The sequence below is a fragment of the Vibrio sp. DNB22_10_4 genome (assembly GCF_052879755.1).
This window is the reverse complement of the sequence record NZ_JBNNXW010000001.1, coordinates 788,026-812,789: the sequence shown is the minus strand read 5'-3', so window position 1 is coordinate 812,789 and position 24,764 is coordinate 788,026. Positions and strand designations below refer to the sequence as shown.

Below are 24,764 nucleotides of genomic sequence, written 5' to 3'. Positions count from 1 at the left end.
CGGACTGAGCCAAGGACAAAACATGAAAAAAACAATTCTCTCTATCGCTATGACAGTGGCAGTTTTACTGCCGACACTTTCTCATGCAGAACTGACGAATGAACAACAGCAGCAACTCGAAGGGATTTATAAACTACTCAACGAAAACCCTGAAATCATTACTGATCTGCATGCTAATTTGCAGCAATATGTCGAGAGCCAGAAACTCCTTACGCAAGCCAAGCAACAGAGCGAAAGCTGGTTAAACGACACGACAATCCATAGCGTAACCGGCAACATGAATGGCAAAACGGTGATCATTAATTTCACCGACTACAACTGCCCCTACTGTAAACGCTTAGATAGTGCTCTGACGAAATTGGCAGGCAAGGATTCCGACGTAAAAGTCATCAATATCTATGTTCCATTAAAACAGCAAGTTATTGATGGTCTTGAAACCAACTCCGCCGCATTCGCTATTAAGGTATGGCAAAACGCCCCAGAAAAGTTTGCTGAAGTGAACCGTCTGCTTGTGGCCAAGCCTGGGTTACATGACAAAGCATCACTAGAAGCGATTGCGAAGAAAACAAGAACGGAAGCCTACCTCTCTGGCGATACAGCTATCAATGAATCGCTCGTTAAAAACTACAAGACATTTGTAGCGTTAGGACTTCGCGGTACACCAGCCATGTTTATTGACGATGAACTGATCCCAGGATTCATTCCCTTTGAACAGCTAGAAGCTGCAGTGAAGAAACACCAATCGCAACAAAAAGCTAGTCTCTAATCGGTCCCCAACCATGTCGCTCAGAAAGCTGCTGAAGCTTTCTGAGCTCTTCGACTGTTTCCTGTTTCAGCCAATCCACCAGCTCTTCTACGATGGGGGACTGGGTACGTTGATGGCAAAAGTATCGCCAACCGCTTGAATGTATTCGAGCGTTCTCAGGACAGACTAAGTACTCTCGCTCAAGTTCAGGCAATGCGAGCAGAAGATCGGTAACTGCGACACCATGGCCCGATAGACAAGCACTAAGTGTAAGATCAAGCGTGAAAAAGGTGGAGTTTCGGGGCACGCTTCTGTCTGTGTGATGGATCTTATTAAGCCAAGATCGCCAATCAAGATGATCCAGGGTTGGATGCAGCCTTGGTAGCGTTAGCAGATGCGCAATATCACGTCTATCCCCTATCAACTGTTGGGTACACACGGGCGCCATGTATTCCTCGCGCATGAAGAATATCTCAGGGTCATTCTCGTAGTTTGCACTGTTGCGCGTAGTGAATACAAACAGATCATAGTCCCCTTTCCCTAAGCTCTCCTCCTCATCAATCACCGGAATGACGGCGATTTCATAGCTGGGAAAACGTTCATTCAACTGCTGTATTTTTGGTAGCAAAGCACGTGTTGCGAAACTCAGTGCGGCTCGTATAACGATTTTACTAGCGTCCGGTTCCTTCCAAGAGTCTAGCAATGACTGCAATGCCGCATAGTTTCTGCCCAGCACTTCATACAACGCCTGCCCTTTTAACGTGAGTTGTATTGAACGGTGACCACGAATAACCAAAGATGCATTGAGCTCATCCTCAAGCTGCTTAACTTGCCGGCTCACAGCGCTCTGCGTGACATGCAGTTCTTTCGCTGCCATCGTAAAGCTCATAAGCCTCGCAACAGCTTCAAACACTTTTAGAGCATTATGTGAGTAAGGAATATTCGAATATGGGTTCATAATTAATCACATGATCTGTAGGAATGCCAGCGTGACATAAATGTTAATTGAACACCATAAGTATGCATCTAAAATATGCATGTCATCACCAGGAATTATTCATGAAGCGCATTCTGTCACTCGCAACACCACTTATCATTTCACAGCTCATTGCTATGGCGCTGGTACTTACTGACGTCTGGATGATGGCACAACTGAGCGTTAGTGACCTTGCTGGCGGTGGTCTTGGCGCATCTGTCTATACCTTTGTTTTCCTTGTTGCAGGCAGCACCGTTGGTTGTGTCGCTAACTTAATTGCTATTGCTTACGGCCAAAGTGTTGCAAGACCTGAACATGGTAAAAAACAAGTGCGACTCGCGGTTAAAGGCGCCGTGATGCTGTCGCTACTTCTAACCATTGTTCTGACTTCAGCGTTTGTTTTTGCCCCAGATTTCCTACGAATGGCCAAGCAGTCTGAAGAAGTGATTGTCGTGGCAATGACCTACCTCGACACGCTCAAGTGGGCCATGTTACCTACTTTGCTGCTCCTTATTCTACGGGGCTTGACCAGCAATTACGGCGACGCTAAATCCGTGATGATCATGTCACTTGCAACCGTCTCCTTGAACGTACCGTTTAGTTACTTCCTCGCATTCAATTTAGGTTGGGGTATTGCCGGACTAGGGCTTGGCACAGCACTAGCCGCCACATTGGTATTGATTGGCTATGGTTACTGGGTATTCAAGCGCCCTACATATTACCGATTTGCTCCTTGGCTTCACTTAGAAGAATACGAATGGCGACTCATGTTGCCACTGCTGTCGATGGGTATTCCAATTGCCATTGCCGCTGCGCTCGAAATGGGGTTGATTTACGGCGGAACCCTTATGGCCGGTTTTATTGGTGTAACCGCACTCGCGCTACATCAGATCTTACTGCAATGTTTAAGCTTTACGTGGAACATCAACTTCGGCTTCTCGCAAGCTGCCGCTATTTTAGTGGGTAAAGAGTTCGGTAATGACAATCTAGATGGCGTTAAAGCGGTCTCAAAGCGCAGTTTTGCCCTCGTTACTATTTTAAGCGCAGTGCTGGCGGTTGTTTTTATTGTATGGCCAGAAGCCATAGCGAACCTTTTCCAGCTTGATGGAGAAGGCGAACACATGCTCACGGATATGCTTTCTTCGTTGATATGGGTCGTGGCACTTTGTTTTGTTGTCGATGCTTGGCAACTACTGGCAATTAACCTTCTACGTGGAATGAAAATTGTGGTTTTGCCGACCATCATGACCGCCATCGGTTACTGGATATTTGGCCTTCCCGCGGCTTGGTTATTGATGTCTCACTATGAGCTTGCTGGGATCTGGGGCGGTATACTGGTCGGCCTTGCTGCGACTGGAGTGCTTTTGCTCGCTCAATTGGTTTATGAGCTCAAGGCGGCTTCTCGACCAAACCTAGTTCACAATAGTGTATATAGTAATACACATTAAACCGTCATCCTCCCGCACGTGAGGATCTTTGTCAGCGAGTATTGCACCCAATTTATGCGAGTCACTCGCCGTGAAAGATCCCCTTTTTCAAGGGGATGACGATATGTTAGATGACAACACGTTTATTATGTAAACGTTCTTAACTCACTAATCTGTTTAAGCTTCAGAATCTGCTACTTTGCGGTGACCTTCTTGAAGGTGAACAAAGTCGACAAGATCATCGCCAGACACTTGATAAGCTTGGCCAAAGCCTTTAACAAACAGACCATGCTCCGCTTTCAAATTGAATAAAACGAAGTCTTCGAGCTGACTTAATCCATCAATGATTTCGCCAAAGCGTTCTTTCATTTGGCTAACAACTAACTTCCATTGTTCTGTATCACGCGCCACAACTGAGGCAACGGCGTCAAAGGTCAGACGCTTTCTTGCAAACAGCTGCTTACTCTCCGTTTCATCTTCAATCATCATTAAAGATACATTCGGGTTTTGCTCTAAGTTACGCGCATGACGTGCGATTTGAGAAATCAAAACAAAATAGCCATCTTGATTTTGTACAAACGGTGCGTAGCTGACATTTGGGCGACCTTCTTGGTCAACCGTGGCTAGTTGTATGGTTTTACGCTCTTGACGAAATTCTTTAATTTCCGGGCCTAGACGTCCTTGTAGGCGCTCTTGCTTAACTTGTTGATCCATGTTGAAACCTCACTTTCTCTAATAATTATTATGTTTTAAATCTATTGCTTAACCTGGCCACTTACTAGCCACGCAATTTTTGTTGCAGTGCCTTAAAGTTGTCTACCTGTTCTGGTAATAGTACGCGCTTTTTATCTCTACCTAGGTAAATCTTGAATACGTTGTTTCCTGCTTCATCAAAGAAACCAAAATAGTGGCTCTCATTACCCATGAAAGGTTTACTAACCAAAGCTACTGTTTTAATCAGATCTAGCTTCAAGTGGCCATGTAGCTCGCCCTCTTTACCCATCAGGTTGTAGTAGCCACGCGCTACTTTGCCCTTCGGGAATGGAGCTTTAACTTCAAAGATAGAGCCAAACGAATGCACAATCGTAGTCACTGGTCCCCACGTAGTAATTGATTCTAGAATGTCTTGTGCAACATTCCCGTTTTCGAATGCCACCATTTCTTCAGGCATTGCACAAACTACATCACGCTCACTCACTCCCAGTTGTTCTGCGATAGCAGCTGGCAATAGTGATGGTTCAGTTTCCAAGATATTTGCAACATTTTGCTTCAATTCAGTTGTCATTGTATTTCCTATGCAGCGTTTGTTTTTGCTTTGTGATGTTTTTGAGCCTGCATGGCATGTGGATGACCCATACCTTTTGGCATCTGTGGTTTATCTTTAATCATTGTGTTGATTGCAGCGATAGCACCTTGTGCCAAGGTTACAGACCAAAAAGCGCCAGCAACGGTAAGAACAAGGTAGTCCTGATGCAATTCAACGAGCCCATTTTGTTCCCAAATTTCAAACAGCGGTGTGAGTAGATCAAAGGTATTCTCACCTTCAAAGTTCACCAACATGCTTCTGCGCACAACGCCGCTATCGAAACCGGCTTTAAGGCTTGCCAACACAGGCTCATAGTGACTTTGCTTGCTCATCATTGCTACGGTTGTTTTACCTGAGCGCATCGCGTCCATATAAGCTTCTAGCGTTCGATGGTGCATCATTCCATAGCCGCCTATGTTGCCACCTGCTCCTGCCCCTAAAGGCAATACTTCGGCAAATGTTTTTGCAACGCTGTTATATTGACTGCGCTCTCGATTATCTCTTGCCCAGTGATTCACGCTTAACTGCTTCACGAATTGCTTATTCATGAAGTCGACGCCAAGGTTGTACATAGCGGCTTTTTCAGCGGATGTTGCTGGTGCTTCAGAGCGCCCTTTTTCAACTAATCCAATCATTGGCGCCGATCCACCCACCACCAATTGGTATAAGTCGACACCGTGAGCGCCTGTTTCCATGTAATCCTTGAGATCTTGTTTAAATACTTCAAGTGTTTGATAAGGAAGTCCATAGAGCAGATCTATAACGATTGGCGCCTCATCGCGTACCGCTAGTTGAGAGAGTCGCTCCATAACGACTTCTCGATCATCAAGACGTTTAGCACTTCTTCTCACTTTAGTATCAAAGCTCTGAACACCAAACGAAAAGCGATTGAAGCCACCTTCAAGTGCGTTATCAAACATCTCTTCACTGAAACGGTTGGTGCGCCCTTCAAGGGTAATTTCGCAGTCAGTCGCTAGAGGGAAAGAGGCATGAATAGCTTTCCCTAGCTTACGCACCTGCTCGGGAGATAAGTCTGTTGGCGTACCCCCGCCAATATAGACAGCATGAAATAATCCACTTTGGGTCCACTCTAGCTTTGATTTGATTTCAATCTCTTTCATAAGAGCTTCAAAATAGTCATCGACCAATCGACGACTTGAAGCATTCTGGAAAAAGTTACAAAAAGTGCAACGAACACGACAAAATGGAATATGAATGTACAAACAACGTTTTTTACTGCGAGAGGTTGTCTGAGCGGTTAAGTCTTTAAACAAGCCTTCGTATCGTTCCGATTGGATTGGTACGGCCATACCACCCGCATGGGGTGAGGTCTTCTTTCCGAATGCAAATCGCAATGGATCTGGGGTATTTACCCCTAAATGTGACTCATCGAGTTGACTTAAATCAATTTTCATAACTGCTCACGATAACTATCAACGCCCTGTTGTATAAGGCTTAATCTAAAACGAGAAAGATCATAATAGCCCCACAATGATTATGCAAATGATAATTGATATTATTTTCATTAACATGCATAATCCAATAAAACTCAGGGCAACAACATACTTGTACGCCTAGAAAACCCATTTATGGAAAGCACTGGTTTGCTTAGGATCCCGACAATGAAACACGCTCTTAAAAACGTACTTTTAGCTGGCACCGCTTTTTCTTTAGCTTGTGGTCAAGCTTTTGCCGCCAGTAATGAAAAAATCGTCAGCGCTGGCGCTTCAGTCACCGAACTTATCTATGCACTTGATGCAGAGAGTCAACTCGTAGGCGTCGATGTCACTAGTATTACTCCTAAAGACTCTTCACTCCCTAAAGTTGGTTACCACAGAGCGTTATCATCAGAAGGCCTTTTAGCACTACAGCCGACTATGATTATTGGGTCAGATGAAATGGGGCCAAAGACAACATTAGATCAGTTGCAGCGGATTGGTGTCGATATCAAGGTGGTGAATAACGATCCTACAATCATTGGTCTAAACAAACGCATTGACCAAATCGCCGCGCTAACCCACACAGAAAACAGAGCACCCGCCCTAAAATCACAAGTTGCCACAATAGTTAAGGATTTAGAGACGAATCAGACCGTAGAGCATAAAACAAAGAAAGTCTTATTCTTGCTAATACATGAAGGCCGTCCAGCAAACGTTGCTGGTAGTGACACGACGCCAGATGCCATCATTACTCTGGCAGGGGGTAAAAACCCAGCCGCCGCATCGCTAACGTCATACAAACCAATCTCAAATGAAGCCATTATTGAGATGCAGCCAGATGTGGTGCTTGTGAGCGGCCGCAGTTACGCGAAGCTCGGCGGTAGTGCTGCGATTATTGATGCCTTACCAATGTTGTCAGCAACGCCTGCTGGGCAAAATAATGCCATTTTAACCATTGACGGCCATGCTTTGGTAGGTGGTCTTGGTCTAAAGAGCCTAGAAGAGGCAAAACGCATTAACGCGCTCCTTTACCCATAGTTAGCTTGTTGGGGGTAATAGTGCAAAGTGCGCTTATACCTCCTCCAACTTATTGCATCTTAACACCCTGCTTTCTTTAAGATTTTTATGCTAAGAAATTTCTCTAACACTCTCGTATTTTCAGCCTTTGCGATATTGCTGGTGCTGTCTTCCGTGTATTCCATTACCGTCGGCCCCATGAACATCTCTTTCTGGCAGAGTATTCAATCGCTGACGATGGCGACTAATGATTTGGCGCCGCATATCAACTTAGTCATCCACGATATTCGTCTTCCTCGAACACTGCTTTGCATGTTGGTCGGTGCCATTCTCGCGGTTTGCGGCGCTGTCATGCAGGGGCTATTTCGTAATCCATTGGCCGAACCAGGCATCATTGGCGTGTCCGCGGGAGCCTCACTTGGTGGTGCATTGGCGATTGTTGGTTTTGCTGCGTTAGGCATCGAATTCCCTGAGTTTATGGCACTAATGGTTGTGCCTGTATTCGCCTTTTTTGGTGGAGCACTGACCACGATTTTGGTGTATCGATTAGGCACAAGTAAATTTGGCACATCTGTCACCATAATGCTGCTTGCGGGTGTCGCGATAAGTGCTTTGTCGGGCGCGGCTATTGGCTATCTGAATTTCATCGCTGACGATCAAATGCTTCGCGATCTGTCACTTTGGTCTATGGGTTCATTAGCAGGAGCCAGTTGGGGCAAAATTTCCTTATCAGCCATAACATTACTCATTCTATTTTGGTTCTTTTACAAAAAAGCGATGGCACTAAACGCCTTATTACTTGGTGAGTCTGAAGCGAAGCACCTCGGTATTCCGGTTCAACGCCTAAAAAGACAGTTAATTTTACTCACCGCGGTTGGTGTGGGTGTTACGGTCAGCGTGTCAGGCTTGATCGGCTTCATTGGTTTGGTTATCCCCCACTTAGGCCGCATGCTAGCAGGTCCAGACCACCGTACCTTGCTACCTTTGTCCGCGCTACTTGGCGCTCTGCTCATGACCGCAGCAGATATGGTCGCTCGTGTCGCAGTTGCGCCCGCAGAGCTGCCTGTAGGCATCGTTACGGCAATTGTCGGTGCACCATTCTTCTTATACCTGCTATTTCAGCAAAAAGGGAAATTTGTATGAGTCTTGAAAGCCATCTTGTTGAAGACAGTCTCCTTGAAAGCAGTCTCCCTGGAAAAAATCCCGTTAAAAACCGTCTCAATGACATCGCTATCTCAGCGCGTGGTCTTAAGATGCGATTTGGGAATAGAGTGATATTGGATGATGTCGATATTGACCTTTACTCTGGGCAAGTCACCACATTGCTTGGCCCGAATGGAGCAGGTAAAAGCACCCTACTTAAACTTCTATGTGGAGAAACACCTTCAAGTTTTGACATTCGCTACTTCGGTAAACCAAGAACCCAATGGCCAGCACAGCGGCTCTCAAAGCACCTGGCACTATTGCCGCAACACAGTACTTTGTCGTTCCCATTTCTGGCATCTGAAGTTGTTGAGCTTGGCGCTATTCCATTGGAGATCTGCAACCACGCAACACAATCACTCGCTAAGCGCTATATGGGTACAGCAGACGTAGAGCATTTAGCAAAGCGCCTTTACCCTTCGCTCTCAGGAGGGGAAAAGCAACGTGTGCACCTCGCTAGAGTATTGACACAGTTACATCAATCAGGTGATCAAAAGATACTTATGTTAGACGAGCCTACTTCAGCATTAGATCTCGCTCATCAACACAATACCTTGGCAATCGCCAGAGAGCTAGCCGATACGCAAAATGCAGCTGTAGTGGTTGTACTTCATGATCTTAACCTCGCGTCTCAATATTCAGATAGATTGATCGTCCTAGATAATGGAAAGATCGTCGCGGATGATGCCCCTTGGCAAGCGCTCACCAGTGACTTGATTGAAGAGGTATATGGCTACCACTCTATGGTGACCAAACATCCGAAACATAACTTTCCGCTAGTCTTACCTCAATAGATCTCCAACTCAATAAGCTTCAGATACAAAAAAACCGCTCTATCTTGAGCGGTTTTCATCTTACTGTTTTGCCAGCTATGGCTAGGAGTCGATGACTACTTAGTCAATTGGATCAATGAACGGCCGATAAGCCATTCTAGTTCCTTGTCACTACCTTCACCGTACTGCGTCTCAACCAGCTTATAAAGGCGATCAATCCCCTTAGAGGCAAACTCGTGTGAGTTTTCTGAAGTGACAATATGGTGGAAAAGTAGTTTAAGAATAGCTAAAAACTCATGATTCTTAAGAGAATTAATCCAACTTACTGTAAATCCATCAATGCCTTTTTCAAACTCCAGATGTTCAACGAACATTTTGAAGATACGTCCATCTAGTGCGGCGGTAAAATCCGTCTTCTTTGGAAAATGGTGACTAATTCCGGTTCTTGATATACCTGTCTGCTGGCTTAATGTGGTATACGACATTTTGTCATAACCAAGACGAATGATCTGATCAACGACCGCTTCCATGATTTTCTGGATCGTAATCTCAGTATCTTCTTTACTACGCTTTGGCATTTCTTAAGCTTCTCTAATCGTTATCTGCGTACGCTGTATGCTATACCATAATTAAAGCAGTGCTCGCTGTAATTTTCTATCCATTTATGTATCAATTTGCTCAAACACAGATTACGGCAACCTGACAGCAAACCATACACGAGACACATACTTGGTACAGATACCATTTAAAATAATATAAAAATCAAGTTATTGATTAGTAACTTATAAAGTCTACCATTTCGCACTAAGGCTTGTACTAATCTGTACTATATCATTAGTACAAGAGTCTCATTTTTGAGAACTCAATCACAAACAAACAACACCACTTGCATATCCAAAAGCTATTGATAAACAAATAGATATTTACAATTTCTATTACACCAAAGCCTAATATTCAAAAAATCATGCTTAAGCTCGTGCATCATTTACTAACACTTAGCCTAGAAGCAGTGAATTTATTGCTGGATACCTAATTTCTACAGTTATAGAATAACCACAGATTTTATGAGAGGTATCGTTATGTCAAACACCTATGAAGAACCAACCGTATGTGACGCTTGTGGCGTTGCTGGAGAAATGGGTTTCATCATCAAGGAAGGCGATGACGTCGCAGAAGTACAATTATTCGGCGAATCGCAAGTTCAGCTACAAGCAGAAATTCAAAAATACATCGATTTGGCAAAGACTGTGTCAGAGAACGTTGAATTTGAAATTTCTGAGCTTGGTGAAGAGAGCAAAGAGCTTACAGCTCGATTCAAGTTTGAAGTGAGTGCAGAGAAGCTGATTTTTGAACTAAAAACGCGCTCTCTAGCGCGCTAATACCGCAATTAGCTGGTGCCAAAAAAAGCACAAGTTTACTAAAGCGAGCATTATTGCTCGCTTTTTAATGCCTTCCACTTGAGCTGTCCATTCATCTCAAAATCTTGCTCAGCCACACATTGAAGAACCACTCCTTCAACATTGATGACCGCCCCTAATGAGTATGCCTTATCATTGTAATAACAAACCCGTTTACCTAACTTAGAATCTGACAGTAGTACCGCAGCACCGACATCCGAACCAGGCGTGGTAATGACTTTCGCCGATACTGTCGACGCCACCAGCGCGCCAACAATGGCGAGCATCACAACGCGTGTGGATTTCCATTGTGAAATTGTTTTTTCCATTGCAAACTACCTAACGTTTCCAAACTGACCATGTTCTAGACAGACTAGATTTCGAAAATATTCTGTTGCCAATTATAGCGAACCCAAACTGTATGCTTCGATCCACCATTGCCCTTTTGTCTCTACTGTTGCTAGCCTCAACCTCAAGTGCCATTGAGCTTGATTACTACAAAATTCTCAACCATCTAGACAACTACGGCAATTTGGACCTACGCAATAAACCTTATACCAGCCTTCCCAATGGATTAGTGGTCAAAGGCAATCTGAATATCGCCAAAACACCGATAAAAATGATGCCGCAAAATCTCGAGATCAAAGGTAGCCTAGATGCTTCAGATAGTTTAGTGGAATTCATGCCAAGAGGAACCAAAATCACAGGTTACGCCAACTTTTTAGGCAGCCAACTCAAAGCTTGGCCGCAAGGTGTTGTTCCTGGTGGGTACATCAACCTGGGTGATACACCCATTGAAAAACTGCCTAACGGTATGCTGGTCAACGGAGACCTAAGTTTAGTTCGAACGCCTATTTCCGAACTTCCCGAAGGCATTGTTATCGAAGGCAACCTATATATTGGTGGCTCAAAGATCACTCAATTCCCCAAAACCATGACCGTCAATGGCAACATCTTTCTTGGCGGTAATGTGATTACACAGTGGCCGGACAATCTAACACTTGGTGGTGCGGTCGCACGCTAAGTTCAGATATCATGTTTAAACAGAGTCATGCTTAAACAGTAAACCGGAACAGTTGAAAAATCTGTTCCGGTTTTATTTTATCTGCATTCTGTAATCTGTTGTCATCAACAGTAAACAGAGATACAAACATGGCTTTTTTCAACTACGTTGCAAACTACTTTCAATCAACCTATAAATACGAAACCAATGACACACTACTAGCCAAGCTGTTCTACTTGTCTCCAGCTGAGCGCGCCGAACGTCTCAATGAACTCTTTGATACCGACGCCTTTTGGGGACTAGAGTTAGGTATAGATAGCGATAAACAAGGCAAATAACCGGAACATTTGTTAGCGGGCTAACATGATTAACAAACGTAAACTTGAGCTCTACGAAAACCTATTTAGACATCTAGGGCCTGGCGCTCACACTATCACCGTCTCTGCGATTGGGGAGACAATGAACTGCAGCGAGCGACATGCTCGAACACTACTCAAGCAGATGTCGGAGCGCGGTTGGCTTTGCTGGAAGCCCGCTCGAGGCCGAGGCTTGAAAGGTAGTCTTACCTGCCTGCTTGAGCCACTTCAAGCCTGCTATAACGAAGTCGATATCGCAACTGAACAAGGCAAGTACGATGTTGCTCATAAGCTCATCGGCTTCAACGATCGTAATGTTGCTAGTGCGCTGAAGCAGTATCTCACTCACGCAACCATCGAAAGCGAGAATACGGTGCATGCGCCATTTCATCGCAAGCTCAGCTGGTTACATCCTCACCATGCGATGGAGAGAACCGAGCGGCATTTAATCCATGAAGTATTTCAAACCTTAGTGACATCAAGTGAGGAAAGATTTACTGGTGAGCTTGCACATAGTTGGAGCCATTGCCGATACTATCGCAGTTGGACATTTTACCTGCGTACCGGCGTTGTTTTTCATGATCAAACGCCACTCAGCGCGTTAGACGTTGTCGAAAGCCTTCTAGCTCTGACTAGTTCTCCCTATTGGAGTCGTCTGTATGATCACATCGACTCTATCAGTGCAAACTCCCCGTATCAAATAACCATTGAGCTAACAGAGCCTGACCCTCACTTTCTTGCTCTCCTATGCCGCTCAGAAGCCGCTATTTTGCCCAAAAGTATGGTGCACCGAGCCGAAAGCGTATACAAACCCATTGGCTCCGGTGCATTTTCGGTCACTGTGAATTCAGAAAAATTGCTGCGTCTTACTCGGCACAGTCAATACTCTGGTAGCAATGCGCTGGTAGAACATATAGAACTTTGGATTCATGAGGAATGGGCGAAAGATAAAAAATGTGCAGAAAACTTTTTCTTTCTTAACGACGAGGAGGAAACCTATAAAGTCGCCACCGCCGATATTGGTTACTTCTTTTTATTGCTCAACCACACAGAGCTTCAAAATACCAAGTTCAAACATCAGTTAGAGTCACTGTTCTCTGAACAGCAGTCCTCAGCACTGTGCTCGTCTCTGCCAATCGAATTTAGCTATGAAAACAACAACGAAAATCGTACCTTCGCCAAAAAACTTAAAGAAGGTCTAGCGCTTGGCGGCTCGCAAGGGCATGGAACGCAAGTGATCTACGGGCATCCTAAGACTAACCAAGCACTCTCTATTGGTGGCATCCGATTAGAAGGAGACCGAGCTACCAGTCTGTTTGCCTTCTTCAAGCTCTACCCACACTGGCACAACAATCTTAATTGGAAACAGCAAGATAAGTTGAGTAAGGCGCTAAGCACAGTAAGGCATGCGCACAACTCGACAGAAAGAGAGCGGCTCTTAGATGAACTACTGGTATGGCTATATCAAGACAACGTACTTGCAATCATCAAATCCGAAGACTTAACCCTAACCATCCCCTCTCGGATTCGCGGTGTGGAAATCAATTCCATCGGTTGGTGTAACTTTTCAAGGCTATGGATCCAGCAAAAACCGAGCTCCACTGGCGCTTAACACCTAGTATCGTGCTCATTAAAAGTAGTGCGAAATCGCAAGGTAGCGTGTACGAATATGCTCGATTAGCAATCTCACTTTATTTGGAGGCTGACGGGTAAATGGATAGACAGCGTAAATACCCAGCCTCTTGCCCACTTGATCCGGGAAAATATCCACCAGCTGGCCATTGCGTATATCGTGATATACCAAACACCTTGGTACATAAGCGATACCATGTCCTCCCAGAGCCGCCTTGCGAAGTGCAGTCGCATTATCGGTAGAGAAAGAGCCTGACACGCGTACGATATAGTTGCCTTTACTTCCTTTGAACTCCCACTCCGACGCCCCCGTCGTCTGATAGGCGTATTGTAAACAGTTATGCTCAGTCAGATCCTCAGGCTCTAGTGGCTTGCGGTTTTTCGCAATATAAGATGGAGATGCGCACACCACCCACTGGGAGTCCAGAATATGGCGCGCAATCAGACTTGAGTCTTCCAAATAGCCGGTACGGATGACTAAGTCATATCCGCCATCAACAAGATCGACAAAGCGGTTGTCCAATGACATATCGACCGAAAGACCCGGATGCATATTGCAAAACTCAGCCACAGCATCGGCCAAAATGAGGTCTCCCGAGATGGTTGGTACCGACATTTTGATGTGACCACTGACGTTTTCACCAAATCCCGACACCGATTCCATTGCTTCTTGGGTGGCTTGCTTCACATTTTTAGCGCCATGGACTAACGCCTTACCGGCTTCAGTTAGCGTTAATTTGCGCGTTGTTCGATATAATAATTGAACCCCTAACTCTTCCTCAAGCCTTGCAATTCGTTTGCTAACTACTGAATTTGTAAGGTTATTTTGCTCAGCAACACGACTGAACGCCCCAGTTTCTACTACCTGATAAAACAGGATCAAATCGTCTGCACGCATACTTTATGTCATTTTTGGAAATAATCATTTTCATTATTTCTCTATATCACCAAAAAAGAAAGGGATAAATTTACCCCACCTTAACAACCCTATTACAAAAATAATAAGCACGACGCGGCTGACTCACTCAACACCAACAGTCAGCCAAGACAAAAGGAAGTCGCTAATGTCTGAAACTTTACTTGCCCTTGTTGCCTTTTCTCCCATTGTGGTTGCAGCCATACTTCTGGTGGGATTGAATTGGCCAGCCAAAAAAGCCATGCCTGTTGCGTTTGGCCTAACCGTAGTCATCGCCCTATTCACTTGGGACATGTCCGCTACCCGTGTTTTAGCGTCCATTTTCCAAGGATTCGGCATCACCGTTGCCGTACTTTGGATTGTGTTTGGCGCCATCTTCTTGCTCAACACACTGAAACACACTGGCGCTATTACAACGATTCGTAATGGCTTTACCGATATTTCACCTGACCGCCGCGTTCAAGCCATCATCATCGCTTGGTGTTTCGGGTCTTTCATCGAAGGCGCATCCGGCTTTGGCACGCCTGCTGCGATAGCAGCACCTCTGCTAGTTGCGATTGGCTTTCCTGCCCTAGCCGCGGTTTTGATGGGTATGATGATTCAATCAACCCCTGTCTCTTTTGGCGCGGTTGGCACTCCAATCATCGTTGGTGTAAACAAGGGTTTAGATACGCATAACATCAGCGAGTCATTGGTTTCCCAAGGAGCGTCGTGGGATCTCTACCTACAGCAAATCACCGCTAACGTTGCCATTATTCATGCCTGTGTGGGTACGCTGATGCCGGTCCTTATGGCGATGATGCTGACTCGCTTTTTTGGTAAAAACCGCAGTTGGACTGAAGGTCTAGATATCCTTCCTTTCGCACTCTTTGCTGGTGTTGCATTCACCGTTCCCTACGCACTAACAGGCGTGCTACTGGGTCCTGAGTTCCCTTCACTGATTGGTGGTCTGGTTGGCCTTGCGATCGTCGTCAGCGCAGCCAAACGTGGTTTTCTCGTTCCCAAATCAAAGTGGGACTTTGAAAGCGAAAATAAGTGGCCAGCAGAATGGCTTGGCTCGCTAAAAATGGATCTTAAGCAAAATGCCGGCAAACCGATGTCAATGACAGTGGCATGGCTACCCTATGTTTTACTGGCCGTTATCCTTGTCGCAAGCCGAGTAAGCAGCGAGTTCAAGGGTTTCCTAACCAGTGTAAGCCTGTCATTCGGTAATATTCTTGGTGAGACGGGTATTAGTACGGCCATTCAGCCCCTTTATCTGCCAGGCGGGATTTTAGTCTTCGTTGCTATCCTTGCGGTCATCATTCAATCGCGCTCTGCAAAACCATTAGTCGAAGCGTTTGGTGAATCGAGTAAGACACTGATTGGTGCAGGCTTTGTTCTCGTGTTCACCATTCCTATGGTTCGTATCTTTATTAACTCCGGTGTTAACGGCGCTGATCTCGCAAGCATGCCAGTAACCACAGCTAATTTTGCTTCCGCTCTAGTTGGTGAAGCCTTCCCAGCCTTGAGTGCGACCATTGGCGCGCTCGGTGCCTTTATCGCAGGCTCTAACACTGTCTCGAACATGATGTTTAGTCAGTTCCAATTTGAAGTGGCTCAGACACTGACTATTTCAACGACCGCTGTGATTGCCTTACAAGCCGTTGGCGCTGCTGCGGGTAACATGATTGCTATTCACAACGTCGTCGCAGCTTCTGCCACGGTGGGACTACTCGGCCGTGAAGGTCTGACGTTGCGAAAAACCATTATCCCTACGTTCTACTACCTAGTTGTCACTGGCCTTATCGGACTGGCAATGGTGTACGGTTTTCATGTGACCGATACACTCATGAGCTGATTTAGGTTTTAGTCAGAGGCGCACTTGCCGACTATCGGCAAAGTTGTGAAACACTTCAAGAAGGTAAGTGCGCTTATTTTTCATAACCTTACAACTAGTCTATATAAAAATATGAACCCATAAAAATGGGTCTAGTGCTGGAGCAATACAATGCGAATCTATCCCTCAAAACCGAGCAAGGTCTACTTCTATGCCACCTGCCTAGTAGACGTATTTGACCCCAAAGCAGGCTTAGATGCCATGACCCTTTTAGAGCAACAAGGCATTAAAGTTGAGTTCGTCGAAAAACAGACCTGTTGCGGACAACCTGCCTATACATCGGGCTATGAATCAGAAGCTAAACAGGTTGCAAAAAGCCAGATGGATCTGTTTCCTGAAGAGTATCCGATTATTGTTCTGTCCGGTTCGTGTGGTGGCATGATGCATCACCATTATCGCCGCCTATTTAAGGGGGATAACAATCAATCTCAAGTCGATAAGTTCTGCGACAGAGTGTTTGAACTTACCGAGTTTCTCGTTAATGTCTGTCGCGTCAAACTTGACGACAAAGGCCAACCAACAAGCGTTGTTATGCACACCTCCTGCGCGGCAAGACGTGAAATGAACGTCCACGTCACGGCGACCGAACTACTGAGTCAACTCTCCAATGTCGAGCTTCGTATGCAAGACTATGAAAGCGAGTGTTGTGGCTTTGGTGGTAGTTTCTCTGTACGCCACCCGAATATCTCCGAAGCGATGGTGAAAGACAAAACTCACCATATCGAAGCGACCCAATCCGATACGCTGGTGAGTGCTGACTGGGGATGCCTTCTCAACATCAATGGCGCGTTTGAATATCAAGCAAAGCCCATCAAAGGGCGTCATCTAGCCTCATTTCTTCTTGAGCGAACACAGGAGAATGCACAATGAGTCAAACTCCTGAACAGTTCCACCAGCTAACCAAAAATGCCTTAGGTGATAAACAGCTCAGAGCAAACTTTCGTGGTGCGATGGATTATCTGCGTGATAAGCGTAAAACAGCATTTAGTGACGAAAAGGAAGAGAAGCAGATAAGAGATCTTGCCGAATCCATTCGCCAACGCTGCCTAAGCAAGTTACCAGAACTTCTCGAACAGTTGGAATTCAATTGCTACAAAAATGGCATTCAAGTTCATTGGGCAGAAAACCCAGAACAAGCGAATGCCATCATTGCCGCTATTGCTGATGAACACGATGCCAAGCAAATCATCAAAGGCAAATCCATGGTGAGCGAAGAGATCGAGATGAACCATGAGATGGCGAAACTCGGTATTGAATGCTTAGAAAGTGATATGGGCGAATACATCGTTCAACTCGATGGCGACAAGCCCTCTCACATAATCATGCCAGCGATTCACAAAAATAAGCAGGAAGTAAGTGACACCTTTGAGCAACATCTCGATGGCTTCAAACCTACCACAGATGTAGATAGCCTGATTCAAACCGGCCGCACCCGTCTGAGACAAAAATTCTTCGAAGCCGATATTGGTTTATCCGGTGTCAACTTTGCCGTTGCAGAAACCGGCACGCTGTGTCTAGTTGAAAACGAGGGCAACGGCCGCATGTCGACAACGGTACCAAACGTGCACATTGCCATCACCGGTATCGAGAAAGTCGTTGAGTTTTTGTCTGATGTACCACCGCTTTACAGCGCGTTAACTCGCTCTGCGACTGGGCAAGCCATCACCACTTACTTCAACATGATCACCTCTCCTCGCAAAAACGGTGAGAAAGACGGCCCGCAAGAAGTGCATCTAATTTTGCTCGACAACGGACGTAGCCAAGCGTACCACGATGAAGAGCTTCGCAAGACTCTACAATGTATTCGCTGCGGCGCATGTATGAACCACTGCCCTGTCTACACCAAAATTGGCGGTCATGCTTATGGCACAGTTTACCCAGGCCCTATTGGCAAGATTATCTCGCCTCACTTACTGGGTATAGATAAAACCAAAGACCTTGTTACCGCTTCTAGCCTCTGCGGTGCATGTGGCGAGGTTTGCCCAGTACGAATTCCGATACCGGACATGCTGCTTCACCTACGTAAAGAAGCCAAAAACAAAGCGGAAAAAGAAACACTAGCACTGAAAGGGCAAAACGCCGCCAGCAGTGGTCTTGAAACCGCGGCAATGAAAGGGTTCGCGCTCGCAGCAAGTAATCCAAACTTATATCACACAGGCACTTACATGGCGACCAAGCTGCAAAATCTTATCCCGAATAAACTCGGCGCTTGGACACAATGCCGTACCAGCCCAAAACCGGCTAAGAAAACCTTACACCAGATCATGGCTGAACGCAGCAAAGCCAAAAGCGATAAGCAGTAGCGAGGAAACCAAGATGAACACTAGACTTGCCAAAGACACTATTCTTGGCCGACTCAAACAAGCTAAACGCACCCCAAAGTCAGCGGAAGAATTAGCGTTTTTTCCTTGGGGTAGTCATCCAGATATCACTATTGATGACAAAGCGAAGCGCTTTGTCGACATGATGAGCGCCAATCATGCAGATGTTCGCACAATACAGCGCTCTGAACTTACCCAAGCCCTACGTGATGTGATGAACAGTTACGGCTTCAATCGCGTTGCCATAGGGACAGCAGGAGAATTCATCCGCGATTTCGAAGCTGCCGCTCAAGATAAACAAGTGACGTCATTCAACCAGAAAATCGAAGCCTGGAAAGCCGAGCTTTTTAACGATATTGATGTCGGCATCACCCACACGCTAGGCGGTATTGCAGACACAGGCGCACTGGTACTGTGGCCAAACGAGCACGAGCCGCGTACCCTATCTCTAGTGCCACCAAGTCACATAGCAGTCGTCAAAAAGTCAGCGCTTTACGGACATTTTCTGCAAGTGATGCAAGAGAACAATTGGGATCATTACATGCCGACCAATGCGCTTTTAATCTCTGGCCCCTCGAAAACCGCGGACATTCAACAAACGCTCGCCTACGGCGCCCATGGCCCGAGTCAGTTGATCGTACTGTTATTGGAAGACGAATAAGAACTTATAAAGGACACCAAGATGAGTCACAAACGCGATTATGAATTGCTCAAACAGCAACTCGCCTCCAGAATCGACTCCCAGCGCATCATCACCGGTGAAGCAGAGCGCCTAGCTTATGGTACCGATGCGAGCTTCTATCGACTGATCCCACAGATCGTGCTGCGCCTTAAAGATCTCGATGAGGTGATATTTACTATCCAGTGTTGCCGTGAACACGGTATTCCATTTACCTTTCGCGCCGCTGGCACCAGTTTGTCAGGCCAAGCGGTGTCTGACTCCGTCCTTATCGCTCTCACTGACGACTGGCGCGAACATACTATCTTTGAGCAAGGCGCCAAAATCCGCCTTCAACCCGGTGTTATCGGCGCCGACGCCAATAAATACCTACTCCCATTCCAACGTAAAATCGGCCCAGACCCTGCGTCTATCAACACCTGTAAAATTGGCGGTATTGCTGCCAACAACGCGAGCGGCATGTGTTGCGGCACCGCACAAAACTCGTATAAAACCGTCGACAGCATGAAGATAGTGCTGAGTGATGGCACCTTGGTAGATACCGGAGACAAGGCAAGTATCGAGCGCTTTAAAGCGGACAAACCTGAATTTATTGAAGGGCTCAAACACCTTGCAGAGACAACCAAAGCCAACAGCGAGCTCGCCGAGAAAATTGCTCATAAATACCGCTTAAAAAATACCACTGGCTACGCACTGAATGCGCTCGTTGATTACAGCGACCCTATCGAAGTTCTAGAGCATTTGATGATTGGCTCCGAGGGAACCCTAGGTTTTATCGCTGATATTACCTATAACACGGTCAAGGAACACAAATACAAAGCCTCTACTTTGCTGGTGTTTTCCGATATTGAAACAGCAAGTAAGGCAGTAACGACGATAGCAACAACGCCAGTTGCCGCAGTAGAGATGATGGATGGACGCGCTCTACGCTCAGTGGCAGATAAACCAGGCATGCCCGAGTTCATTCAGCAACTCGACCTAGAAGCGACCGCGCTCTTGGTGGAAGTTCATGCGTCTTGCCAGCATACATTAGATAGCCACACCGACGCGGTAATGACAGCGCTGAGCGAATATACTATCGTCGAGTCTGTACCATTCACACTTGATCCAGCAACTGTTGCCACGCTTTGGGGCATTCGCAAAGGCATGTTCCCAGCGGTTGGCGCTGTGCGAGAAGTCGGCACCACCGTCATCATTGAGGACGTTGCTTTCCCAGTAGAAAACCTCGCGGCCGGCGTGCGTGACTTGCAGCAACTCTTCGACAAATACCACTACGACGAAGCCATCATTTTTGGCCATGCACTAGAGGGCAATCTGCACTTTGTGTTTACCCAAGGATTTGATAGCCAGGAAGAGATCAACCGCTACGGCGGTTTTATGGATGATGTGGCCGATCTTGTTGCCGTCAAATACCAAGGTTCGTTGAAAGCTGAGCACGGTACAGGGCGCAATATGGCTCCCTATGTCGAACTGGAATGGGGACAAGAAGGCTACGCGCTGATGCAACAAATCAAAACACTCTTCGACCCAGAAGGTTTGCTCAACCCTGGTGTGATTATTAACGACAATCCCCACTCGCACATCGAAAATCTCAAACCTATGCCCGCTGCCGATGACATTGTGAACCGCTGTATCGAGTGTGGTTTTTGTGAGCCAGTTTGCCCGTCTCGCACCCTTACCCTTTCACCTCGTCAGCGCATTGTTCTGTTCCGTGAACTTCAACGTCGCAAAGCCGCTGGTAAAACGGTTGAGGCGACAGAACTGGAGCAAGTCTTTGAGTACCAAGGCATCGATACGTGCGCAGCCACGGGGTTGTGTGCCGATCGCTGCCCTGTCGGTATCAACACCGGTGATCTGATTAAGAAACTTCGAGAGCCGAAATACAAAAAATTCCGACCGTTCGCCAAGTGGACGGCAGATCACTTTACCGCGACCACAGCCATAGCGCGATTCGGTCTCAAAAGTGGTGCGGTTGCTACTAATATCCTAGGCCAAGAGCGTGTCGTTAAGGCCGCCGAAGGAATACGCAAAATCACCAAAAACGCTACCCCAGCCTGGCTACCAGAAACACCGCGAGGAGCCAAGTTTGACAGCCGAAACCTCTCAAATAACCTAATGGCGAAAGACAAAAAAGTGGTGTATTTACCATCTTGTGCCAGCCGCAATATGAGTACTCAATCCAACGCATATGACCAACGTTCCCTTGGTGAGGTGACAATGTCACTTATAGAAAAGGCGGGAGTATCACTCATCACTCCAAAATCACTCAGTGACCAATGTTGTGGCATGCCCTATGACAGCAAAGGAATGACCGACATCGCCAGACAAAAGAGTGAACAGCTAGAGCTTGCTTTATGGGAAGCTTCGGAGCATGGCAAATATCCTATTTTGATGGACACCAGCCCATGCGCGAAACGCAGCATAGAGCAGTTCACTAAACCGATGACCATTGTTGAACCAGTAAAATTCGTCAGTGATTATCTGCTCAGCGAACTAACACTATCGCCAATCAATGAAACCGTGATGCTGCATGTCACGTGCAGCTCAAGACGTATGGGCTTGGAAAGCGCTATGCTATCCCTCGCAAAAGCTTGTGCTAGCAACGTCATCATCCCAGAACATATTCAATGTTGTGGTTGGGCAGGTGACAAAGGCTTCACTACTCCAGAACTCAATGAAGCGGCTGTAGCACCTCTTAAGGCACAAGTACCACAAGGGTGCACCCGAGGCTTTAGCAACAGTATTACCTGTGAAATTGGCCTCTCTCACCATAGCGGGATCCCTTATCAATCGATTCTTTATCTTGTCGATGAAGTCGCCTCTCCGGCTCAGTCCTAATCGAGTATTGACCCACTCAACTTAATTTATCTGCCATCGAAGTCTAAAAGCTTTGATGGCAGATTCATTTTTACCGTTAGTTTTCCCATTCGCCTTGTCGCTTCTAACGGTTTACTGCTATAGCTTATTGTATTCTCAGTTATTTATTCTCGGGCGATCAAAGCACTATTTATGGATCCATTATCACAAGGACTGTTGGGAGCATCATTATCGCAATCGGTGAGTAACCGACCTAGGTTTGTGGTCGCGGGGGTTTTAGGTCTGCTTTCTGGACTAGCACCCGATATAGACGTATTGATCCGCTCTTCGCACGATCCGCTGTTGTTTTTGGAGTTTCACCGCCAATTTACTCATTCACTGCTGTTTATCCCGATAGGTAGCCTTATTTGTGCCATGCTTTTGCACCCTCTGATCGCCAAAAAGCGTAGCTTCTCATTCAAGCAATCTTGGCTCTATTGCACACTTGGTTATGCAACTCATGGACTTTTAGACGCGTGCACGTCATACGGCACGCAACTACTCTGGCCGCTGACTAATGAGCGCTTTGCTTGGAACAGCATTTCTGTCATCGACCCCCTATTCACGCTCCCACTGCTCATCGTGTTGGCTATTGCTCTGTGGAAGCGAAGCCCAGCAATTGCAAGAGTCGCATTCCTATGGGCACTAATTTATCCAACCCTAGGCATGCTGCAAAGAGACAGGGCAGAGCGCACAGGCTGGCAAGTCGCAAACGAGCGTAATCACAGCCCAGTTAGGCTCGAAGCGAAACCCAGTTTTGGCAATATTCTGGTTTGGAAGATTATCTATGAAGCTGACGGAAGGTTTTACATTGATGCGGTGAGAGCAGGACAAAAGCTGACTGTGTATCCTGGCACCAATGTAGAAAAGCTAAACGAGGAAAAAGCGTTTCCTTGGTTACATGAAAATTCGCAGCAAGCCAAAGATATCGGGCGTTTTTCTTGGTTTTCTGATGGTTTTGTGGCTCTTAGCGAACAGAGTAATCAGAGGATTATCGACGTACGATATTCCATTGTTCCCAATGAGCTCAATGCGTTGTGGAGCATCTCTTTGTCTGAAAATGCCGCCGATAACGAACACGTTACCTACCTCACTCACCGCAGCAGCAGCGAAAAAGACAGGCAGCGATTTTACAACATGCTTTTTGGTCGCTCTCAATATGACCAGCGTACTGAAATGAAATAACGACGAGCATGTCCAACATGGACATGCTCGACCGTAGAGTCAAAGTTATGCGAACCTAACCAGCTTCTTGTTTACAAACTCATCCAGCCCCAATCGGCCTAGTTCACGACCAAAACCAGAGTTTTTAATACCGCCAAATGGGAGGCATGCCTCCGACATTGAGAAGGTATTAATAAACGATGCGCCGCAGTCCAAAGCCCCGGCGACCGCATTGGCGCGATCGATGTTTTCTGAAATGACAGCAGAGCTCAATCCATAAGAGCTGTTATTAGCAAGTTCTATCGCCTCTTCATCGCTGCTAACGCGATATACTACGGCAATAGGTCCAAATAGCTCTTGGTCGAACACATCCATCTGCGGAGTAACATCGGCAAGGATAGTTGGCTTGAGCCATGCCCCTTCGAGGTTTTCTGACTCACCCCCCAATACCAAGCTAGCACCTTGTTCAACGGCATGTTGTACTTGTTCAAGTAAATAATCACGTTCTTGAACACTCACGACAGGCGCATACCCGGTTTGAGGATCCATAGGATCTCCCGCCTTTAGATTGCCTAGCGCTGCAGCAAACTTTTCTATGAACTCATCATAAGCTTCATCGGCAACAATAAATCGCTTAGCACTAATGCACACCTGGCCAGAATTAAACATCTTCGCGATTGTAGCCAGCTCTACCGCTTTATTTACGTCGGCATCAGCAAGCACGATAAACGGGTCGTTACCGCCCAGTTCCATGACCACTTTTTTCAAGTACTTTCCGGCCAGCGCAGCCACGCTTGCTCCAGCTTTTTCACTGCCCGTTAACGACACACCTTGTACTCGTTTATCAGCAATAATCAGCTCAGACTGGCTCGATGCAACAAATAGGTGCTGCACTAATCCATTTGGCGCACCCGCATCTTCAAATAGTTTACTGATCGCCTTTGCACACTGAGGAACGTTAGATGCATGCTTAAACACAACGCTATTGCCTACCATCACGTTCGGTGCAATAAAACGAATCACTTGATAAAACGGAAAGTTCCAAGGCATGACGCCATAAATCACACCCAGCGGGTGATTTTGAATTTCGGCTCGGCCTGTTGCGACTTCTTCAATCGGATCCGCAGCAAGAAAGCGCTCGCCATGCTCAGCGTAGTAGCGGCATATTTGAGCACACAGTGGGATTTCCAACGCGACACCTTGGCTGTGCAATTTACCCATTTCTGTCGTCATAAGAGCTGCATAGTGCTCTGCACGCTCTTCTAACAGCAATGCAACGCTAGAAAGCAAAGCCGCTCGCTCTTGATAGCTTGTTGCTCTCCACGCTTCGAAAGCAGTCTGAGCCGTATCAATTCGCTCGACGACTTGAGCGTCTTGCCAAGTGTCAAACTGCTGTTCTATACGATTGGTATATGGATTTAATGTTCTTATCGCCATGTTGTTTCTCCGGGGGAAAGAGTAAGCCGGCAAGTACCGACCAAAAATAGTCACGCTAGTTGCGTTGTTTTTATTGTGAAAACAACATACACCCGGAAACAATCAAGAAACAACTAGGCAAACTTACATCAATTTAGAAACAACATGACTAAACGGCATGTTGTATGAGGTCTGTAAATAGGTAAAGTATCGCCCCTAATTTCAGTGCATTAGAACATCAGCAAATAGTATGAGTTTG

Annotated in this window: 23 protein-coding genes; 15 read left to right on the top strand and 8 right to left on the bottom strand. The window is 46.3% G+C overall.

Annotated features, from left to right (window positions below; all coding sequences use genetic code 11):
* Positions 1-22: 22 nt before the first annotated feature.
* Positions 23-766, top strand: coding sequence for a DsbA family protein (locus ACVA6Q_RS03480; RefSeq protein ID WP_446646533.1), 744 nt, complete (start codon positions 23-25; stop codon positions 764-766).
* Here ACVA6Q_RS03480 and ACVA6Q_RS03475 read toward each other — a convergent pair.
* On the bottom strand, positions 756-1,703 hold the full coding sequence (locus ACVA6Q_RS03475; RefSeq protein ID WP_446646532.1) for a LysR family transcriptional regulator: 948 nt from the start codon (positions 1,701-1,703) through the stop codon (positions 756-758). The two genes, ACVA6Q_RS03480 and ACVA6Q_RS03475, sit on opposite strands and share 11 nt — an antisense overlap.
* A 101-nt stretch (positions 1,704-1,804) precedes the next feature.
* Between ACVA6Q_RS03475 and ACVA6Q_RS03470 the strand changes: the two genes are divergently transcribed.
* Positions 1,805-3,169 carry an MATE family efflux transporter gene (locus ACVA6Q_RS03470; protein ID WP_446646531.1) on the top strand — a complete coding sequence of 455 codons (1,365 nt, stop codon included), beginning with the start codon at positions 1,805-1,807 and terminating at the stop codon, positions 3,167-3,169.
* A gap of 156 nt (positions 3,170-3,325) precedes the next feature.
* Here ACVA6Q_RS03470 and hutZ read toward each other — a convergent pair whose 3' ends face one another.
* From hutZ to hutW, 3 genes are all read right to left on the bottom strand, one after another.
* Positions 3,326-3,862, bottom strand: coding sequence for a heme utilization protein HutZ (hutZ, locus tag ACVA6Q_RS03465; protein ID WP_042495440.1), 537 nt, complete (start codon positions 3,860-3,862; stop codon positions 3,326-3,328).
* A gap of 64 nt (positions 3,863-3,926) precedes the next feature.
* A complete protein-coding gene (gene hutX, locus ACVA6Q_RS03460) occupies positions 3,927-4,433 on the bottom strand; it encodes a heme utilization cystosolic carrier protein HutX (protein WP_446646530.1) in 507 nt (168 codons plus the stop codon).
* 8 nt (positions 4,434-4,441) lie between these two features.
* The gene (gene hutW / locus ACVA6Q_RS03455; RefSeq protein WP_446646529.1) at positions 4,442-5,869 is read right to left on the bottom strand and encodes a heme anaerobic degradation radical SAM methyltransferase ChuW/HutW; all 1,428 of its coding nucleotides are present in this window, start codon (positions 5,867-5,869) and stop codon (positions 4,442-4,444) included.
* Between the two features lie 207 nt (positions 5,870-6,076).
* On the opposite strand from hutW, the gene ACVA6Q_RS03450 reads away from it, so the two are divergent.
* The 3 genes from ACVA6Q_RS03450 to ACVA6Q_RS03440 all read left to right on the top strand — a co-directional run bounded on the left by ACVA6Q_RS03450 (position 6,077) and on the right by ACVA6Q_RS03440 (position 8,907).
* A complete protein-coding gene (locus tag ACVA6Q_RS03450; protein WP_446646528.1) occupies positions 6,077-6,931 on the top strand; it encodes a heme/hemin ABC transporter substrate-binding protein in 855 nt (284 codons plus the stop codon).
* 87 nt (positions 6,932-7,018) lie between these two features.
* Positions 7,019-8,053 (top strand): FecCD family ABC transporter permease, encoded by a 1,035-nt coding sequence (locus ACVA6Q_RS03445; protein ID WP_353499545.1) that lies wholly within the window; start codon positions 7,019-7,021, stop codon positions 8,051-8,053.
* The gene (locus tag ACVA6Q_RS03440) at positions 8,050-8,907 is read left to right on the top strand and encodes a heme ABC transporter ATP-binding protein (protein WP_446646527.1); all 858 of its coding nucleotides are present in this window, start codon (positions 8,050-8,052) and stop codon (positions 8,905-8,907) included. The genes ACVA6Q_RS03445 and ACVA6Q_RS03440 overlap by 4 nt, the downstream gene beginning before the upstream one ends.
* A gap of 95 nt (positions 8,908-9,002) precedes the next feature.
* Here ACVA6Q_RS03440 and ACVA6Q_RS03435 read toward each other — a convergent pair whose 3' ends face one another.
* On the bottom strand, positions 9,003-9,464 hold the full coding sequence (locus ACVA6Q_RS03435; RefSeq protein WP_353499547.1) for a TetR/AcrR family transcriptional regulator: 462 nt from the start codon (positions 9,462-9,464) through the stop codon (positions 9,003-9,005).
* Positions 9,465-9,965: 501 nt separating this feature from the next.
* On the opposite strand from ACVA6Q_RS03435, the gene ACVA6Q_RS03430 reads away from it, so the two are divergent.
* Positions 9,966-10,265, top strand: a complete 300-nt coding sequence (locus tag ACVA6Q_RS03430; RefSeq protein ID WP_353499548.1) for a YfcZ/YiiS family protein — start codon at positions 9,966-9,968, stop codon at positions 10,263-10,265.
* Positions 10,266-10,315: 50 nt separating this feature from the next.
* On the opposite strand, the gene ACVA6Q_RS03425 is transcribed toward ACVA6Q_RS03430, so the two are convergent.
* The gene (locus tag ACVA6Q_RS03425; protein ID WP_112462483.1) at positions 10,316-10,612 is read right to left on the bottom strand and encodes a YnjH family protein; all 297 of its coding nucleotides are present in this window, start codon (positions 10,610-10,612) and stop codon (positions 10,316-10,318) included.
* Positions 10,613-10,704: 92 nt separating this feature from the next.
* Here ACVA6Q_RS03425 and ACVA6Q_RS03420 point away from each other — a divergent pair, with 92 nt between their 5' ends.
* The 3 genes from ACVA6Q_RS03420 (at position 10,705) to ACVA6Q_RS03410 (ending at position 13,254) form a co-directional block, all read left to right on the top strand.
* Positions 10,705-11,307 carry a hypothetical protein gene (locus tag ACVA6Q_RS03420; protein ID WP_446646526.1) on the top strand — a complete coding sequence of 201 codons (603 nt, stop codon included), beginning with the start codon at positions 10,705-10,707 and terminating at the stop codon, positions 11,305-11,307.
* A gap of 128 nt (positions 11,308-11,435) precedes the next feature.
* Positions 11,436-11,624: a hypothetical protein gene (locus tag ACVA6Q_RS03415; protein ID WP_446646525.1), complete on the top strand. Its 189-nt coding sequence runs from the start codon at positions 11,436-11,438 to the stop codon at positions 11,622-11,624.
* Positions 11,625-11,649: 25 nt separating this feature from the next.
* On the top strand, positions 11,650-13,254 hold the full coding sequence (locus ACVA6Q_RS03410; RefSeq protein ID WP_446646524.1) for an SgrR family transcriptional regulator: 1,605 nt from the start codon (positions 11,650-11,652) through the stop codon (positions 13,252-13,254).
* Between the two features lie 18 nt (positions 13,255-13,272).
* On the opposite strand, the gene ACVA6Q_RS03405 is transcribed toward ACVA6Q_RS03410, so the two are convergent.
* Positions 13,273-14,172, bottom strand: coding sequence for a LysR family transcriptional regulator (locus ACVA6Q_RS03405; RefSeq protein WP_353499553.1), 900 nt, complete (start codon positions 14,170-14,172; stop codon positions 13,273-13,275).
* A 166-nt stretch (positions 14,173-14,338) separates the two neighbouring features.
* Between ACVA6Q_RS03405 and ACVA6Q_RS03400 the strand changes: the two genes are divergently transcribed.
* From ACVA6Q_RS03400 to ACVA6Q_RS03375, 6 genes are all read left to right on the top strand, one after another.
* Entirely contained in the window at positions 14,339-16,030 is a 1,692-nt protein-coding gene (locus ACVA6Q_RS03400) for an L-lactate permease (RefSeq protein WP_446646523.1), read from the top strand.
* Between the two features lie 150 nt (positions 16,031-16,180).
* Positions 16,181-16,939, top strand: a complete 759-nt coding sequence (locus tag ACVA6Q_RS03395) for a (Fe-S)-binding protein (RefSeq protein WP_446646522.1) — start codon at positions 16,181-16,183, stop codon at positions 16,937-16,939.
* Positions 16,936-18,372 carry a LutB/LldF family L-lactate oxidation iron-sulfur protein gene (locus ACVA6Q_RS03390; RefSeq protein ID WP_446646521.1) on the top strand — a complete coding sequence of 479 codons (1,437 nt, stop codon included), beginning with the start codon at positions 16,936-16,938 and terminating at the stop codon, positions 18,370-18,372. Before ACVA6Q_RS03395 ends, ACVA6Q_RS03390 begins: the two co-directional genes overlap by 4 nt.
* A gap of 13 nt (positions 18,373-18,385) precedes the next feature.
* Positions 18,386-19,051, top strand: coding sequence for a LutC/YkgG family protein (locus ACVA6Q_RS03385; protein WP_446646520.1), 666 nt, complete (start codon positions 18,386-18,388; stop codon positions 19,049-19,051).
* A 21-nt stretch (positions 19,052-19,072) separates the two neighbouring features.
* Positions 19,073-21,907 carry an FAD-binding and (Fe-S)-binding domain-containing protein gene (locus ACVA6Q_RS03380; protein WP_446646519.1) on the top strand — a complete coding sequence of 945 codons (2,835 nt, stop codon included), beginning with the start codon at positions 19,073-19,075 and terminating at the stop codon, positions 21,905-21,907.
* A 171-nt stretch (positions 21,908-22,078) separates the two neighbouring features.
* Entirely contained in the window at positions 22,079-23,110 is a 1,032-nt protein-coding gene (locus ACVA6Q_RS03375) for a metal-dependent hydrolase (protein WP_446646518.1), read from the top strand.
* 45 nt (positions 23,111-23,155) lie between these two features.
* Here the strand turns inward: ACVA6Q_RS03375 and ACVA6Q_RS03370 are convergent, their stop codons facing one another.
* Positions 23,156-24,526: an NAD-dependent succinate-semialdehyde dehydrogenase gene (locus ACVA6Q_RS03370; RefSeq protein WP_446646517.1), complete on the bottom strand. Its 1,371-nt coding sequence runs from the start codon at positions 24,524-24,526 to the stop codon at positions 23,156-23,158.
* Positions 24,527-24,764: the final 238 nt, after the last annotated feature.